This is a genomic window from Olsenella sp. An285 (assembly GCF_002159625.1).
In the GTDB taxonomy this organism is placed as follows: domain Bacteria; phylum Actinomycetota; class Coriobacteriia; order Coriobacteriales; family Atopobiaceae; genus Thermophilibacter; species Thermophilibacter avicola.
This window is the reverse complement of sequence record NZ_NFIZ01000001.1, coordinates 1-15,183: the sequence shown is the minus strand read 5'-3', so window position 1 is coordinate 15,183 and position 15,183 is coordinate 1. Positions and strand designations below refer to the sequence as shown.

11 protein-coding genes and 1 tRNA gene are annotated in these 15,183 nt (G+C 67.3%); 5 read left to right on the top strand and 7 right to left on the bottom strand.

Going from position 1 to position 15,183, the window contains the following annotated elements; genetic code table 11:
* Positions 1-4 precede the first annotated feature (4 nt).
* The gene (locus B5F79_RS00060) at positions 5-2,647 is read left to right on the top strand and encodes a transglutaminase domain-containing protein (RefSeq protein WP_087216873.1); all 2,643 of its coding nucleotides are present in this window, start codon (positions 5-7) and stop codon (positions 2,645-2,647) included.
* 527 nt (positions 2,648-3,174) lie between these two features.
* Here B5F79_RS00060 and B5F79_RS00055 read toward each other — a convergent pair.
* Both B5F79_RS00055 and B5F79_RS00050 read right to left on the bottom strand, forming a co-directional pair.
* Positions 3,175-3,250: transfer RNA gene (locus tag B5F79_RS00055), tRNA-Thr, on the bottom strand.
* 81 nt (positions 3,251-3,331) lie between these two features.
* Positions 3,332-3,820, bottom strand: a complete 489-nt coding sequence (locus tag B5F79_RS00050; protein WP_087216872.1) for an aquaporin — start codon at positions 3,818-3,820, stop codon at positions 3,332-3,334.
* Between B5F79_RS00050 and B5F79_RS00045 the strand changes: the two genes are divergently transcribed.
* On the top strand, positions 3,737-4,390 hold the full coding sequence (locus B5F79_RS00045) for a transporter substrate-binding domain-containing protein (RefSeq protein WP_446723457.1): 654 nt from the start codon (positions 3,737-3,739) through the stop codon (positions 4,388-4,390). The two genes, B5F79_RS00050 and B5F79_RS00045, sit on opposite strands and share 84 nt — an antisense overlap.
* Positions 4,391-4,402: 12 nt before the next feature.
* On the top strand, positions 4,403-6,226 hold the full coding sequence (locus tag B5F79_RS00040) for a hypothetical protein (RefSeq protein ID WP_087216870.1): 1,824 nt from the start codon (positions 4,403-4,405) through the stop codon (positions 6,224-6,226).
* Between the two features lie 138 nt (positions 6,227-6,364).
* On the opposite strand, the gene aspS is transcribed toward B5F79_RS00040, so the two are convergent.
* Positions 6,365-8,134 carry an aspartate--tRNA ligase gene (aspS, locus tag B5F79_RS00035; RefSeq protein WP_087216869.1) on the bottom strand — a complete coding sequence of 590 codons (1,770 nt, stop codon included), beginning with the start codon at positions 8,132-8,134 and terminating at the stop codon, positions 6,365-6,367.
* 464 nt (positions 8,135-8,598) lie between these two features.
* On the opposite strand from aspS, the gene B5F79_RS00030 reads away from it, so the two are divergent.
* Both B5F79_RS00030 and B5F79_RS00025 read left to right on the top strand, forming a co-directional pair.
* Positions 8,599-9,258 carry an HAD family hydrolase gene (locus B5F79_RS00030; RefSeq protein ID WP_087216868.1) on the top strand — a complete coding sequence of 220 codons (660 nt, stop codon included), beginning with the start codon at positions 8,599-8,601 and terminating at the stop codon, positions 9,256-9,258.
* Positions 9,259-9,456: 198 nt separating this feature from the next.
* A complete protein-coding gene (locus B5F79_RS00025) occupies positions 9,457-9,765 on the top strand; it encodes a CDP-alcohol phosphatidyltransferase (RefSeq protein ID WP_087216867.1) in 309 nt (102 codons plus the stop codon).
* Between the two features lie 273 nt (positions 9,766-10,038).
* On the opposite strand, the gene B5F79_RS00020 is transcribed toward B5F79_RS00025, so the two are convergent.
* The 4 genes from B5F79_RS00020 to B5F79_RS00005 form a co-directional block, all read right to left on the bottom strand.
* Entirely contained in the window at positions 10,039-11,130 is a 1,092-nt protein-coding gene (locus B5F79_RS00020; protein WP_087216866.1) for a glycerol dehydrogenase, read from the bottom strand.
* Positions 11,131-11,247: 117 nt separating this feature from the next.
* Positions 11,248-11,811: a PTS sugar transporter subunit IIA gene (locus B5F79_RS00015; RefSeq protein ID WP_087216865.1), complete on the bottom strand. Its 564-nt coding sequence runs from the start codon at positions 11,809-11,811 to the stop codon at positions 11,248-11,250.
* Positions 11,812-12,138: 327 nt separating this feature from the next.
* Entirely contained in the window at positions 12,139-14,250 is a 2,112-nt protein-coding gene (locus tag B5F79_RS00010; protein ID WP_087216864.1) for an FtsX-like permease family protein, read from the bottom strand.
* Positions 14,240-15,046, bottom strand: a complete 807-nt coding sequence (locus B5F79_RS00005) for an ABC transporter ATP-binding protein (protein WP_087216863.1) — start codon at positions 15,044-15,046, stop codon at positions 14,240-14,242. Before B5F79_RS00005 ends, B5F79_RS00010 begins: the two co-directional genes overlap by 11 nt.
* Between the last annotated feature and the right edge of the window lie 137 nt (positions 15,047-15,183).

The following is a 15,183-nucleotide window of genomic DNA, read 5'->3' as shown; positions in this document are numbered from 1 at the left end:
ACCCATGTCCCTGCTCTCCCCCGCCTTCCACGCCTACGCGGACGAGCGCCTCTCCGAGCGCTCCGCTCTTCTCGCCCCGCTCTCCGACATGATCGAGGAGACCCTGGCCTCCCTCAAGGACGAGGACGAGCGCGCCCTCCTCAAGAGTTACCTGGGGACCCTCCCGCTCACGGACGTCTTTGACACCAGCCTTGCCGTGCTCGCCTCCTTCGCCCGCCAGTCGCGCGAGCTGAGGGCGGAGAGCCCCTGGTGCAAGGACGTGCCCGAGGACGTCTTCGTGCACTTCGTGGCCTACCCCCGCGTGAACAACGAGCCCCTCGAGGACGCCTGGCCCACCTTCCGCGCGCACCTCTCCGAGCGCCTTGACGGCCTCGACGCCGAGGCCGCCGTGCTCGAGGCCAACTACTGGTGCTGCGAGACGGCCACCTACCAGGCCTCCGACGGCCGCACCCTGGGACCCCTGGGCGTGCTCGCCTCCGGCGACGGCCGCTGCGGCGAGGAGTCCACGTACCTCGTGACCGCGCTGCGCAGCGTGGGCATCCCCGCGCGCCAGCTCTACACCCCCTGGTGGGCGCACTGCGACGACAACCACGCCTGGGTCGAGGCATACACCGGCGACGGCTGGCACTACCTGGGGGCCTGCGAGCCCGACCAGCAGCTCGACCGCGGCTGGTTCACCGCCGCGTCCGGTCGCGCCATGCTCGTGCACACCCGCCTCTTCGGCGACTACGGCTGCGACTTCGAGCGCGACGCGCACCTGCTCGCGCGCGAGGGCAGCCAGGTGATCGTCAACCTCACCGAGCGCTACGCCCCCACGACCACGCTCACCGTGCACGTGAGGGACATGCTCGGCGCGCCGGTGGCCGGCTCCGCCGTGCGCCTCCAACTGGTGAACGAGGCCGGCTGGCGCGACATCGCCTCCCTCGTCACGGACGGCAGGGGCTCCGCCTCCATCGTCGTGGGCGAGGGCACCCTGCGCGTGGCGGCCTCCATCGGCGAGCGCCTCTGCCAGCAGGTGATCAGCACCGCCGAGACGAGCGAGGTGACGCTCGTGCCCGAGCCCGAGGACAGCCAGCCCGCCGGCTGGGAGGAGATCGACGTCCACGCCCCGGCGGACCACCCCGCGCCCTCCCGCCCCGTCACACCCGAGCAGGCCGCCCTGGGCCGCAGGCGCAAGCACGAGGCCGACGCCATGCGCACCGAGCGCGTGGCGGGCTACGTCGCCGCCGCCCGCGAGCTCGCGCACGAGTGCGGGCGCGACTACGAGACCTGCCTCCCCTTCTTCGAGCACGCCTTCGCCAACGCGCCCGAGGTGGCCCGCTTCCTCACCACGGACGACGGCGAGGACCGCGCCCAGCTCCTCTCCACGCTCACCACGAAGGACTTCCGCGACCTGCGCGCGAGCATCCTCGAGGACCACGTTCAGGGCTCCCGCCTCGTTCACGCGGACGCGCTCTCCTACCTCGAGCGCGAGGGCGTGGACGACGCCGAGCGCGCCGAGGGCCTCTACCGCCGCTACGTCCTCTGCCCACGCGGCCACTTCGAGCACCTGAGCGCCTACCGCTCCTTCATCCGCGTCTTCTTTGACGAGGAGCAGGTCGCGGCCTTCCGCGAGGACCCCATGGCCGTGTGGTCCTACATCTGCGAGAACACCTCCATCGACGTGCGCCACCACGTGAAGAAGCTCGTGGGCACCCCCGTGGGCGCGCTCGTCTCCGGCCAGGCCGGCGAGTTCACGCGCAGGGCGCTCTTCGTGGCCATCTGCCGCACCTTTGGCATCCCGGCGCGCATCAGCACCATCGACCTCGGCATCGAGTACTTCTCGCACGGTGGCTTCGTCCCCGTGGAGCGTCCCGAGTGCACCGTGGGCGTCACCTTCTCCTACGACGAGACCCCCGCGCCCGGCTACTTCCACGACTGGACGATCGCCCGCCTCAAGCGCGACAACGCCCCCTCCGGCGCGCCCCGCCTGGGCTTCGACACGCTCGACCTCTTTGGCAAGGCGGAGTTCGAGAACGGCGTCTGCCAGGTGGGCCTGCCCGTGGGCACCTACCTCGTCACCACCTCCTCGCGTCTCCCCAGCGGCGATTCCCAGGTGGCAGAGCGCCTGGTGAGCGTGGGCGAGGGCGGCGTGGCTGAGCCCGTCGAGCTCGTCGTGCGCCAGCCCGCCGTGGACCAGATGCTCGAGGACATTTCCGTGGAGGAGTTCGAGCTGCGCGACGGCTGCGGCGACGCGCTCGACCCCGCCTCCACCATCGTCGAGGGTCGCCCGCTCGTCACCGCCTTCCTCGAGCCGGGCATGGAGCCCACCGAGCACCTCCTGAACGAGATGCGCGAGGAGCGCGAGCGCCTGGCCGAGGCCGGCGCCTCCCTGCTGCTGGTGGTGCGCGACGAGTCCGAGCTCGCCGACCCCACGCTCTCCCGCACCCTCCCCGCCCTCGAGGACGTCACGGACGTCACCGTCGCCTTCGACGACTTCTCCGAGCTCCCGGAGCGCCTGGCGCGCCGCATGTTCGTCAACCCGGAGAAGCTGCCGCTGTGCATCCTCGCCACCGCCGGCGAGGGCGCCTTCCGCGGCCGCTACGCCGCCGCCGGCTACAACGTGGGCACCGTGGACCTCATGCTCAAGCTCATGACGCTGCTGTAGGGAGCGGGGCTCTCCGCCAATGCGTCTGGTGCGGCCGCACTTCTCGCCTGCGTGCGAGAGGGCGGCCGCACTTCTGTGTGGCGCCAACGTGCGTGCCCGCACTTCTCGGCATATCCCGAGTAGCCGCCCGCACTTCTCGGCACTTGATCCAAGTGCGGCCCAAACCGCACCCCTCAAGCGCACCTGCGCTCGTCCGCCAAGAGACAGCCCGCACTCCTCTGGCATAACGCCCCGGAAAGCCCGCACTCCTTGCCCGCACCCATGGGCGCGTGCTCAATCTCGTGCAAAAGGGACAGGCACCTTTGCACGCCTGCGCTGACCTGCAGGGTATGTACACCACCCCCTGAGGGTATGTACACCACCCCGACAGGTACGAATCGCATCGCCGCAGGTCAGAGCGTTGCCGAGAAGAACCTCCCGCTGGGAAACTGCGCATACCCTCAGGGTGATCGTACATACCCGAAAAGGTCGCCGCGCATACGAAAACAGGCCAGAGACCGTTACGGCCTCTGACCTGTACAAATCACTGGAGCCAGCAATCGGACTCGAACCGATGACCCCCGCTTTACGAGAGCGGTGCTCTACCAACTGAGCTATGCTGGCGCGGTCTCATATCTTACGAGAAGACCGGGCGGCGCGCAAGCCCCAATTGCGGGGTCGCAAGCGCGCCGGAGGCACCGCCGACTAGGCCTCTGTGCTGTAGAAGCTCTTGAAGGCCCTGAAGATCACGGCGGCGAGGGCGGCGCCCACGAGCGGGGCGAAGATGAAGACCCACACCTGGTCGAGGGCGGCGGTGTTGCCGGTCACGGCCATCGCGAGCGCGGGCCCGAAGCTGCGGGCGGGGTTGACGGAGGTGCCCGTCAGGGGGATGCCCATGATGTGCACGAAGGTGAGCGTGAGGCCGATCACGATGCCGGCGAAGTGACCGGTCTTGCCGTCGGCGGTGACGCCCAGGATGGTGAGGACGAAGTCGCAGGTGAGGATGACCTCGACGACGATGGCGCCCATCATGGTGATGCCGGTGGTGGAGGCATCGCCAAAGCCGTTGCAGCCGAGGCCGGTCTCCGCGACGCCGCCGAGGGCACCGCACTGGGTCACGATGAGCAGCAGCACGAAGGCGGCAGCGATGCCACCCACGAACTGGCCGATCCAGTAGCCGTAGAGCTCCTTCATCGAGATGCGCCCGTCAAGATGCTGCTCGACGGGGAAATCGACCTCATCTGCGGGTGCTACTCCATCGCCGACTCCCGCCTCGAGAACTTCGACTTCTCCCCCGCCTACTACGACGACAAGGTCGTCGCGGTGGTGCAGAACTCCTCGATGACCGAGACCATCGACGACCTCAAGGGCCGCTCCTTCGGCACCATGGCCGGCTCCAACGCCGCACCGCTGCTCTCCATCAAGCTCTACGAGATCGGATTCTCCGACGGCGAGGTCGTCACCGCCAACGAGGACAACTCCGACTGCACCTTCGACACCTGGCGCCTGCTGCAGTTCCCCAGCTACCAGGAGCTCTCCGACGCCCTCGAGGCCGGTGACGTGGACGCCATGGTCCTGGACAGCGCCATCGCCCAGACCTACCTGGACGACAAGCGCGCCGTGCTCGAGGACTTCGTGGTGGCCGAGCAGTCCTATGGCGTGGCCACGCAGAAGGGCTCCGAGCTCTCCCAGCCCGTGGCGGACGCGGTGCAGGAGATGCTCGACGACGGCACCATCGAAGCGCTCGTGAACAAGTGGAACTAGGGAGGCCCAACGATGCAGATGTCACGCAGCCTCAAGGTGAAGATCGCGGCGATCGTGCTCGCCGCCGTCGCGAGCATCGTCGTCATGGGCGTGCTCCTCACCAACATGCAGGGGGCGCTCACGCGAGCGAACTATGACGCCGAGATGGCCGAGGAGGCCAAGCATCTCTCCGTCCTTCTCGACGAGGCGGCGGATGAGAACGCACAGAACAAGGAGACCTACGACGCCATCTACCAGTCCAAAGCTCAGAGCGTCTCCTTCATGGCGGCAAACGAGACGGGCTTCGAGGCCACGGACGCCAAGATGCGCGAGTACCAGGAGCTCCTGGACGTGAGCAACGTGCTCGCGGTGAAGGCCGACGGCACCGTGGTGGCCAAGGCTGCCGAGACGCGCGCCGACTTTGCCGCCGCCCGCTTCAACTACCTGCGCGAGTCCCTTGAGACCGGCGAGCCCTCGCGCGCCGTGGAGATCGACCTGCCGAACGAGGAGTGGAACACCCGCTACTACGCCGCGAGGATCGACGACGAGACCATGGTCGTCATCGAGCAGGACCCCGCCGAGCTCCACGAGCTCCTGGACTCCACCGGCTCCACCGCGAGCGTGCTCAAGAACATCCAGATCGGCCAGGACGGCTACGTCTTCGCCCTCTCCGCGCAGACCTACGTGATCGAGTACCACCCCAATGACAGCCTCGTGGGCGCCGACGCGCTCGACGCCGGCATCAAGGTGGGCGACTTCGAGGACGGCTACACGGGCTGGATGAGGCTCGACGGCCAGGAGATCTACGGACGCGTGTGCCACATCGACGACACCTACTACGTGGAGGCCGTCCCCGCCGACGACATGAACGCGTCCGGCACCGTCACCGTGGGCGTCATCCTCTTCGTGTTCTCCGTGGTGGCCGCCTCCATGGCGCTCTACGGCATCTTCGTCCTGCGCGAGGACGAGCGCAGCGGCCACTCCGAGGAGAGCTTCCGCACCATCGCCGGCGTGCGCGTGAACCGCCGCATCGCCAGCAGGGCCGCCGTCCTCTCCGCGGTGGGCTTCCTCGCCGTGGTGATCATCTCCTTCTACATGCAGACGCTCTTCGCGCTCTCCTCCCAGTCGCTCACGCTCACCGAGCGCGTGGACCAGGTGGCCTCCACCATCGAGCGCAGCCAGGACCGCGCGGAGGAGCTCGAGAGCCAGTACAACGAGCGCTATCTCTCCAAGGCGCGCGTCGCCGCCTACGTCCTGGATCGCAACCCCGAGCTCGCCACGCGCGAGAAGCTCCAGGAGCTCGCGGACGTCCTGCAGATCCAGTACCTCTTCACGTTTGACCTCGCGGGCACGATGACGGCCACCAACTCCAACTTCACCAACTTCGTGCTCTCCGAGGACCCCGAGGACCAGTCCTACGACTTCCGCAAGCTCCTGCAGGGCGTGGACTACGTGGTGCAGGAGGCCGGTCCCGACGAGGTCTCCGGCGAGCTCAGGCAGTACATCGGCGTGACCACGCACGACGAGTCCGGCACCATCAACGGCGAGGAGCTCTACGCCGCCTCCGCCGAGACGAGCGACTACTACGTCTTTGCCGCCGGCCCCGACGGCACGCTCATGGCCGAGCGCGGGCCGCTCACCATGGCCACGGGCGGCGTCGCGCTCGTCTGCTTCGTCATCATCTTTGGCCTCATGGTCCTCGAGCCCCTGCCCAAGCAGCTCGCGGGCGAGAAGGCCGCCGAGAAGGACGAGAAGACCGACGGGCGCCCCCACATGGTCGACGTCACCGTGGGCGGCCGCACCATGCGCACCGTCAGCGCCGCGAGCCGCTGGTTCCACCGCTCCTTCAACTGGTGACAGTTTGCTCAGGTCAAACTGTCAAGTCACAAGAAGGGGGCCGGACGCAGTTTCGCGTCCGGCCCCCTCTTCATCTGTCAAGGCGCTCGACTTGACAGTTTGACCTGAGCAAACTGTCAAGCGGTCAAGCCCGGGCGGCTACATGAGCCGCAGGCCGACCTCCTTGAGCTGCTTGCCCGAGACCTCGCTCGGCGCGTCGGACATGAGGTCGGAGCCGGAGGACGTCTTGGGGAACGCCATGACGTCGCGGATGGAGTCCTCCCCCGCCAGCAGCATGCACACGCGGTCGAGGCCGAGCGCGAAGCCGCCCATGGGAGGCGCGCCGTACTCGAGGGCGTCCATCAGGAAGCCGAACTGCTCGCGCGCGCCCTCCACGGTGAAGCCCATGAGCTCGAGCATGTCGAGCTGCATCTGTGCGTTGTGGATACGCATGCCGCCGCCGCCCGCCTCGCAGCCGTCCATGACGAAGTCGTACGTGGCCGAGCCGATGGCCAGCGGGTCCGCCTTGATCTTCTCGACGTCGAGCTCGGTGGGGAGGGTGAAGGGCTGGTGCTCCGCCTCGTAGCGCTTGGCCTCGTCGTCCCAGTGGAAGAGCGGGAAGTTCACGACCCAGAGGAAGTCGTGGCCCTCGCGCGGGACGTCGAGCGCGTTCGCCATGTGCAGGCGCATCCCGCCCAGGATCTCGTCGGCCGTCTTGCGGTCGGACACGGCAAACATCACGAGGTCGCCGAGTTCGACGCCCATCTCCTCGCGCAGCGCCGCCATCTCCTCGTCGGAGAAGAACTTGACGATGGGGCTGTTGACCGAGCCGTCCTCGCGGAAGGCGATCCACGCGAGGCCCTTGGCGCCAAACTCCGCCGCCACGTTGGCGAGCTTGTCGATCTGCGCGCGCGGCCACTTGCCGGCGCCCTTGGCGTTGATGGCCTTGACGTACTGGCCCTCGGTCGCCGCGGCGGACGCGAAGAGCTTGAACTTGGAGGAGCCGAAGATGCCCGTCACGTCGTGGAGCTCCATGCCGATGCGCGTGTCCGGCTTGTCGGAGCCGTAGGTGTCCATCGCGTCCCAGTAGTCCAGGCGGCGCAGCGGCGTGGGCATCTCCACGCCCATGCGGCCGAAGGCGTCGGCAAGGACGTCCTCGAGCTCGCCCATGACGTCGTCCTGCTCGACGAAGCTCATCTCGATGTCCACCTGCGTGAACTCGGGCTGGCGGTCGGCGCGCAGGTCCTCGTCGCGGAAGCACTTGGCAACCTGGTAGTAGCGCTCGACGCCACCGACCATGAGGAGCTGCTTCAGGAGCTGCGGGGACTGCGGCAGCGCATAGAAGTGGCCGGGCTGCGTGCGGGACGGCACGAGGAAGTCGCGCGCGCCCTCGGGCGTGGACTTGAAGAGGGCCGGGGTCTCGACCTCCATGAAGTCGCGCCCGTGCAGCGCCTCGCGCAGGGCGAAGGTGAAGTCGGAGCGCAGCTTGAGGTTGGCCATCATGCGCGGACGGCGCAGGTCGAGGTAGCGGTAGCGCAGGCGCACGTCCTCGGAGGTGTCCACGTGGTCCTCGATCTGGAAGGGCGGCGTCTTGGAGGAGTTGAGGACCTCGATGTTGTCGATGAGAACCTCGACGTCGCCGGTGGCGAGCTTGGCGTTCTCCATGCCCTCGGGGCGCTCGCGCACCACGCCGGTGACCTTGATCGGCCACTCGGAGCGGATGGTCTCGGCCGCGTGGAACGCCTCGCCGCCGGAGTGCTCGGGGTCAAAGGAGACCTGCGTCACGCCGTCGCGGTCGCGCAGGTCGACGAAGATGAGGCCGCCGTGGTCGCGGCGGTGCCACACCCAGCCCGTGAGCGTGACCGTCTGGCCGATGTGCTCGCGGCGCAGCTCGCCGCAGGTGTGGGTGTGCATGGTGTGGGAGTCCATGTGATGCCTTTCTCGTCCTGCCGCCCCGTGCCGTACGGGCGGCGCCTCTCGGATGGCCGCGGGACGCGTAGACGGCGCGTCGTCGCAGCGGGGCCGATTGTACTACGGGCCCGGCCACAGGAGCGGGGGCGTAACCTGAACACAATAATCGCGGCGCGTTCGACCGCCGGACACGCAAGGAGATGGCCTTTTTCCCTGGCAATCTGGACGACTCTCATTTTCGGGGTATTTCGTGACGAGTTGGCTGGATACACCACAAATAGGGCAACTCATCTACCTGCCGTTTCTTGGCCAAATCGTTTGCGGTGTATTCCGAGTTCCGCCTGAGAAATACCCTGAAAACGACGGAGCGTGGGGAGGCATCGACGGCCCAGTGCAAACGCCCAGATAACCGATTCACGACGCCTTGTTCTGCGTGTGCTACCCTAGCCTGCGGCCTTACCCGGCCTAGCAAAGGAGCGCGCATGCCCGCATACAAGACGGCCGTCTTTGACCTCGACGGAACCCTGCTCGACACGCTCGAGGACCTCATGCTCTCCACCAACGCCGCGCTCGCCGCGCACGGGATGCCCGAGCACAGCCTCGAGGACGTCCGGCGCTTCGTGGGAAACGGCGTTGCCCTGCTCATCAAGCGAGCCGTGCCCGCCGGCACGCCGGCAGACGTGGAGGCCGCGGTGCTCGAGGACTTCAAGTGCCACTACAGCGCGCACTGCGAGGACCACACCGGCCCCTACCCCGGGATCCCCGAGATGCTCGCGAGCCTGCGCGAGGCAGGCGTGGCGCTGGCGGTCGTGTCCAACAAGCCCGACTTTGCCGTGCAGGAGCTCGTGGAGCGCCGGTTCCCGGGAACCTTCGACGCGGTTCTGGGCGAGAACGAGGCGGCCGGCATCTCCAAGAAGCCAGCTCCCGCCATGGTGGAGGCGGCGCTCGCCTGCATGGGGCGCGACCGCGAGGGCATGGTCTACGTGGGCGACTCCGAGGTCGACGTGGCAACCGCCGCCAACTCCGGCTGCCCGTGCCTGACCGTCACCTGGGGCTTCCGCACGCGCGAGGAGCTCCTGGCCGCAGGCGCCACGACGTTCGTGGACACGACCGAGGAGCTCGCGCGCGTCATCCTGGGCTAGCGGCGGTTCGTTCTTATCGGCACGTTCTTATCGGCATTTTGGACGGCACATCCCGGGTCGATTCCGGGAAGGTCCCGGAAACGTTCGTGGGAGCTCGGCAGACGCTCGCCTAACATTTTGAGAACCGGCGCATAACACGCCGCCGCTCGGGTTACACTCTACCTAACGTCCGTTTGGCCTCCGTCGAAAGGAACCGCCATGGGAAAGAAGGCAGCTGAGGCCCTCGACATCAACTACGATGGCCTGGTGGAGTACCTGCACTGCAACCACTCCGTCTACATGAAGATTGGCTCGTCCGTCTACTACCTCACCGACTGCAACTATGAGTCCTGGCGCGCCCAGGACACGAGCCGTCGCAACGAGAAGAACCACTTCGTCGACTGCTCCGAGCTCGTTCCCACTGTTGACGAGTTCCTCGCCCTCCCCTTTGTCAACGGCAAGACCATCAAGGACGTCTTCGATCACGCCACGTTCTACGCCTCCCTCTCCGGCGAGAAGGACGAGTAGCGGCGGGTCTTTCGCTCTGAGCTGACGGCGGGGCCGGTTCCACTGGGAGCCGGCCCCGCTGCTTGTGCGATGGGTTGTTGGAGTGCGGCGATGCGACGCTTCTTGGACGAAAAGTGTCGTTCTACCGCACGTCATCCGAAGGGGTGCGGCGAAGCGACACTTTGGCAGCATAAATTGTCGTTCTTCCGCACCTCATCGGCCGAGGTGCGGAAGAACGACACTTCTTAGGGCCAAAGTGTCGCCGAGCCGCACCTCAACCGATGTCGCTTGCGTCTACTCGGCGAGGGCGGCGCGACCGTAGGCGTCGGCCGCGAGCATGGCGGCTGCGACCTTCTCCGGCGTGACCTCGAAGGGCATGTTGCCGAGGGTGTCGTTCTCCGCGCAGGCCAGCTTGGCGACCTCGAGCACGCGCTCGTAGCTCGCGTCCTCGACGCCGAGCTGCGCGAAGGTCACGGGCAGGCCCACCTCCACGCAGAAGTCGAGCACCTCGTAGAGCTCGTCGGCGTTCTCCAGCACGAGCTGGGTGAGCGTGCCAAAGGCGACCTTCTCGCCGTGGTAGTAGGCGTGGGTCTCGGGCATGGCGGTCATGCCGTTGTGAATGGCATGCGCGCCGGCGAGGCCCGCGGACTCGAAGCCCAAGCCGGAGAGCAGCGTGTTGGCCTCGATGATCTTCTCGACGGACTCGGTGCAGGCGCCGGCCTCGAGGGCGAGCTTGGCCTTGAGGCCGTCGGAGATGAGGGTCTCGTAGCAGAGCTGCGCGAGGGCCATGGCGGCCTCGGTCACGTGTCCGCCGGCGCAGGTGGTGGCGTCGGAGCGCTTGCAGGCGCGGGCCTCGAAGTAGGTGGCCAGGGCGTCACCCATGCCGGAGACCGTGAGGCGCACCGGGGAGGCGGAGATGACGTCGGTGTCCATGAGGACGAGGTTGGGGTTCTGCTTGAAGAACTGATACTCCTTGAACTGGCCTTCGTCGGTGTAGATGACGGAGAGCGCGGAGCACGGGGCGTCCGTGGCGGCGATGGTGGGGACGATCACCACCGGCGCGTCAACGGCGGCGGCGACGGCCTTGGCGGTGTCGAAGATCTTGCCGCCGCCCACGCCCACCACGACGTCGGTGCCAGCGGAGCGATAGACCTCAACGAGGCGGTCGATCTCTGCCTGGGAGCACTCGCCGTTGAAGTTGTCGTAGGTGAGCTCGACGCCGGCCTCGGCAAAGCTCGCGGAGATGACGTCTCCGGAGCGGCGCAGGCCGCCGGCGGAGATGACCACGAGCGCGTGGGCGCCGTACGCCTTGACGTAGGAGCCCAGGTGGGCGAGCTCGCCAGGACCCTGGACGTACTTGCTGGGGCTGATGAAGACGCGTGCCATGCTTGATCCTCTCTCCTCATGGGAAGGCTCCGCACGGCTTTCCGTACGGAGCCTCTGCTACTTTCTATCGTAACACCTTTGCAGATCAGTCGAACTAGAAACGAAGCGTCGCGACACCTACTTGCGCGCCACGAGCAGCGGGTCGCCGATCTTGACGAGCGGGCGGCCGCCCAGGAGGGTGCCCGTGTCGCCCACGTGCTCGATCGAGGAGAACGCGTCGGGGTTGGAGATGACGCAGGCGATGACCTCCTCGTAGCCGGCGAGCTTGATGGCGTCCACGTCAAAGGTGATGAGCGGCTGGCCGGCGCGGACCTCGTCGTTGGCCTCGACGAGGCGCGAGAAGCCCTTGCCCTCCATCTTCACCGTGTCGATGCCGATGTGGATGAGGACCTCCATGCCGTCCTCGGTGCGCAGGCCGATGGCGTGGTTGGTGACCGTGGTGGAGCTGATACGGCCGTTGACCGGCGCGTAGAGGACGCCCGAGCCGGTGGGCAGGATGCCGTAGCCGTCGCCCAGAAGGCCGGCGGAGATGACGGCGTCGTTGACCTCCTTGAGGCTCATGAGAACGCCGGACGCGGGGGCGTACACCACGTCCGGGCGGGTGGCGAACGTCGCCGAGGGGGGCGTGACCTTGCCGTCGGCAGAGACGAACGCGCTCTTGATCTTGTCAAAAAGTCCCATAGGGCTACCTCCTGGTCGCATGCGGGCACTCACCTTGTACCCACCTATGGTACTCGTGCGCGACGGGGCGCTCACGCCCCGCTTGAGGCCCTTTCGGCCAGCGGGGCGTGAGCGAGACGGATGGCGGCGACGGATGGGGCCGCCGGACGAACTCCGAGATTTCTGTACACTGCGGGCCGCGCTGAACGGGCGAGAAGAACGGTCGTGTCGTTGACCTGCGCAAACGCAAGGTTCTTCTCGGCCACGCCATGGGCCTGCGGTCGTAAAGTACAGAAAAGTCGGAGTTCGCCCAGCAGCCCCGCGCGTCGTGCGACCCTACGCCCGAACCTACGCCCGAACGATCATGTTCCTCGAGGTGAGGTACGTCACGAGGAAGTAGCCGCCGTAGAGCACCACCACAAAGGCCACGGTCCCCACGAGCGCGGTGCCGATCTGGAAGCCCGTGAGCAGCGCCACGATGTCGTTCACCACGGAGAGCGCCACCGCCGCGTGCGCCACGGCCACCACCAGCGGAAAGAGGAAGTACACCCCCACCTGGGCGAGAAGAGCGCGGTCGATCATGCGCCGCTCGGCGCCGAGCTCGGTGAGCACGCGGTAGCGGCCCACGTTGTCCGCCGCCTCGGAGAGCTGCTGGAGGGCAAGCACCGTGGCGCAGCACACGAGCAGGACCACGCCTATGTAGATGGCCAGGTAGGTGACCACGACGGTGGTGCCGGAGGACTGGTCGAGCAGGCTCTGGGCGGTCGTGCACATCCAGACCGGCCAGGCGTCGAGCGAGGAGCCCTGGCCCATGATGTCACCGTAGGCCTCGTCGGTCGCGGCGACGGCAGCGGCCTCCACCTCCGCGCGATCCCCGTTGTACATGAGGTTCACCACGGTCGAGGTGGGACCGACGCCCTCCGGGACCAGGTCGTCGGGAACGACGAGCGCACCTGACACCGTGCCACCGGCGCTCGAGTCCGAGAAGGGCAGGCTCGCGAGCGGATCCGCGGCGAAGCGCAGCGTCTGGCCCTGGACCTCGACCTCGGGGTTCTGCGCGATCACGGCCTCCCAGAGCTCGTCGAGGGACGACATGTCGTTCCAGAGCAGGCACTCGTCGCCCGCGAGCTCCACGTTCTTCTCGCCCAGCATCTGGGCCAGAGCGTTGTACTGCGAGACCGGCACGATGACGAGGCGCTGGTCGGTGTTGCCCTGCATCATGGTCTGCATGGTCGCGTTGCCGGTGAAGTCCGTGTTGGCAAAGAGCTCCTCCACCGTGGTGTCCACGAGCACGTTGCCCTCGGCGTCGTAGGTGTACTGGTTGACCTGCACGGCGTCGCGGAAGAGCTCGTCGTAGTTGGGGATGTCCGCGCGCAGGCGAGCGATGGCGTCGTAACCGTCCGCCGCAGCAGGGCCCTCCTCGGGATCGGCGGAGACGAGCGCCGAGGCCATGCCCATCGGGTAGCTCACGAGCGACATGTCGTAGCGCGTGCCAACCGCCAGGCTCTCGTTCATGCCCGTGGCCACCGAGAAGCCCGTGCACACGCCGCAGATGGCGAGGAAGAGCATCGCGCACACCAGGCTGATGGAGAGCCACGCGGTGTTGATGCGGCTGTTGAGCTGGCGCATCACGAACATGTTGAGGCCGCTGAGGTAGGTGCGCGGGCTCGCCTGGAGCGCGCGCAGCGCGAAGCCGGAGATCGAGAAGAAGAACAGCAGCGTTCCCACCGTGACCAGGCCCGTGGCGATGGCGAAGTACGGGCCCTCCTCCATCATGCCGTGCTCGAGCAGCGTCTTGTACGCCACGCCTATGAGCCCAAGGGACACGAGGAAGAGCACCACGGAGAGCGGCAGGCTCCGCAGACGGACCTTCTCGCTCACCTTGTCCGCGTTGATGAGGTCGATGAGCTTGTAGCGGCTGACCGTGGTCACGTTGAAGACGAGCGTCACGAGGAAGATCCCCGCGAAGCACGCCACGGTGGAGAGCGCCGCTGCCGGCGAGAACGCAAAGACGAAGCCCTTGATCGTGGCCTCGAAGAGCCCCGCGGTCACGTACATCATGACCTGCGAGAGCGCCAGCCCCAGAAGCAGGCCCACCCCGAGCGCGACCACGCCCACCACGAGCGTCTCTATGACCACGATCAGCGACACGTGGCGGATGTCCATGCCCAGCGTGAGGTAGATGCCAAACTCGCGCTTGCGCCGCCGTATGAGGAAGCGGTTGGCGTAGACCACGAGAAACCCGAGGATGACGACGACGAACACGGAGAGGCCGGAGAGGATGTCCGTGAGGGCCTGCACCATGCGGCGCTGGTCCTCGCCCATCTGGATGACGGCCGCCTGGTCCGTGATGGAGCCGAAGGCGTAGAACACGCACACGCCAAAGGCGAGCGTGAGGAAGAAGACCGAGAAGTCCCGGAAGGACTTGCGGACGTTGCCGAGCGCGATCTTAGCGTACATCTGCGCCCTCCCCTCCCAGGAAGGACACGACGTCCATGATCTGGTCGAAGAACTGCTTGCGCGTCTTGGAGCCGCGGACGATCTCGTTGAAGATGCGGCCGTCCTTGAGGAAGAGGGCGCGGCGCGCGTAGCTCGCGGCGAAGGAGTCGTGCGTGACCATGATGATCGTGGCGCCCGCCCCGTTCATGGCCTCGAGGCTCTCCAGCAGGCGGCGCGAGTTCTTGGAGTCGAGCGCGCCCGTGGGCTCGTCGGCGAGGACGAGCGAGGGGCCGGTCACGATGGCGCGCGCCGCGGCGACGCGCTGCTTCTGCCCGCCGGACATCTCGTGCGGGAACTTGTCGAGCACGTCCGTGACGCCCAGGCGCTCGGCCACGCCGGTCACGCGCGCCGTGACCTCCTTGGCGCTCACGTGGTTGATCGTGAGCGCCAGGGCGATGTTCTCGCGCGCGGTGAGGGTGTCCAGCAGGTTGGAGTCCTGGAAGACGAAGCCCAGGCGCTCGCGACGGAACTTCGAGAGCTGGCCCGAGCGCAGCGCGGTGATGTCCTGACCGTCCACGTAGATGTGCCCGGAGGTGGGCCGGTCGATCGTGGAGATGCAGTTCAGGAGCGTGGTCTTGCCCGAGCCGGACGGGCCCATGATGGCCACGTACTCGCCGGCGGCAACGTCGAGGGACACGCCGTCGAGGGCGCGCGTGACGTTTGAGCGGCTGCCGTAGAGCTTCTCGACGTTCTGGCAGGAGAGGACCGGGCGGTCCGGCCTCGCGGGCTTCTCGGGTCTGATGTGAGCGGGTGCCATGGGCGCTCCTCTCGTCTTGGGTGCTGGTACAAGACCATACTCGCCCGGCAAGGAGTGCGGCGCCATCGGACGGGCTTATCGGTGGCTTATGCTTTCGTAAGGTTGGCGGGTTGGGGGCGGGGCGGTTTCTGACAGGG

Coding starts and splice junctions, on each gene's coding strand:
- B5F79_RS00060 (WP_087216873.1), top strand. CDS start 5: ATGTCCCTGCTCTCCCCCGCCTTCCACGCCTACGCGGACGAGCGCCTC.
- B5F79_RS00050 (WP_087216872.1), bottom strand. CDS start 3,820: ATGAAGGAGCTCTACGGCTACTGGATCGGCCAGTTCGTGGGTGGCATC.
- B5F79_RS00040 (WP_087216870.1), top strand. CDS start 4,403: ATGCAGATGTCACGCAGCCTCAAGGTGAAGATCGCGGCGATCGTGCTC.
- aspS (WP_087216869.1), bottom strand. CDS start 8,134: ATGGACTCCCACACCATGCACACCCACACCTGCGGCGAGCTGCGCCGC.
- B5F79_RS00030 (WP_087216868.1), top strand. CDS start 8,599: ATGCCCGCATACAAGACGGCCGTCTTTGACCTCGACGGAACCCTGCTC.
- B5F79_RS00025 (WP_087216867.1), top strand. CDS start 9,457: ATGGGAAAGAAGGCAGCTGAGGCCCTCGACATCAACTACGATGGCCTG.
- B5F79_RS00020 (WP_087216866.1), bottom strand. CDS start 11,130: ATGGCACGCGTCTTCATCAGCCCCAGCAAGTACGTCCAGGGTCCTGGC.
- B5F79_RS00015 (WP_087216865.1), bottom strand. CDS start 11,811: ATGGGACTTTTTGACAAGATCAAGAGCGCGTTCGTCTCTGCCGACGGC.
- B5F79_RS00010 (WP_087216864.1), bottom strand. CDS start 14,250: ATGTACGCTAAGATCGCGCTCGGCAACGTCCGCAAGTCCTTCCGGGAC.
- B5F79_RS00005 (WP_087216863.1), bottom strand. CDS start 15,046: ATGGCACCCGCTCACATCAGACCCGAGAAGCCCGCGAGGCCGGACCGC.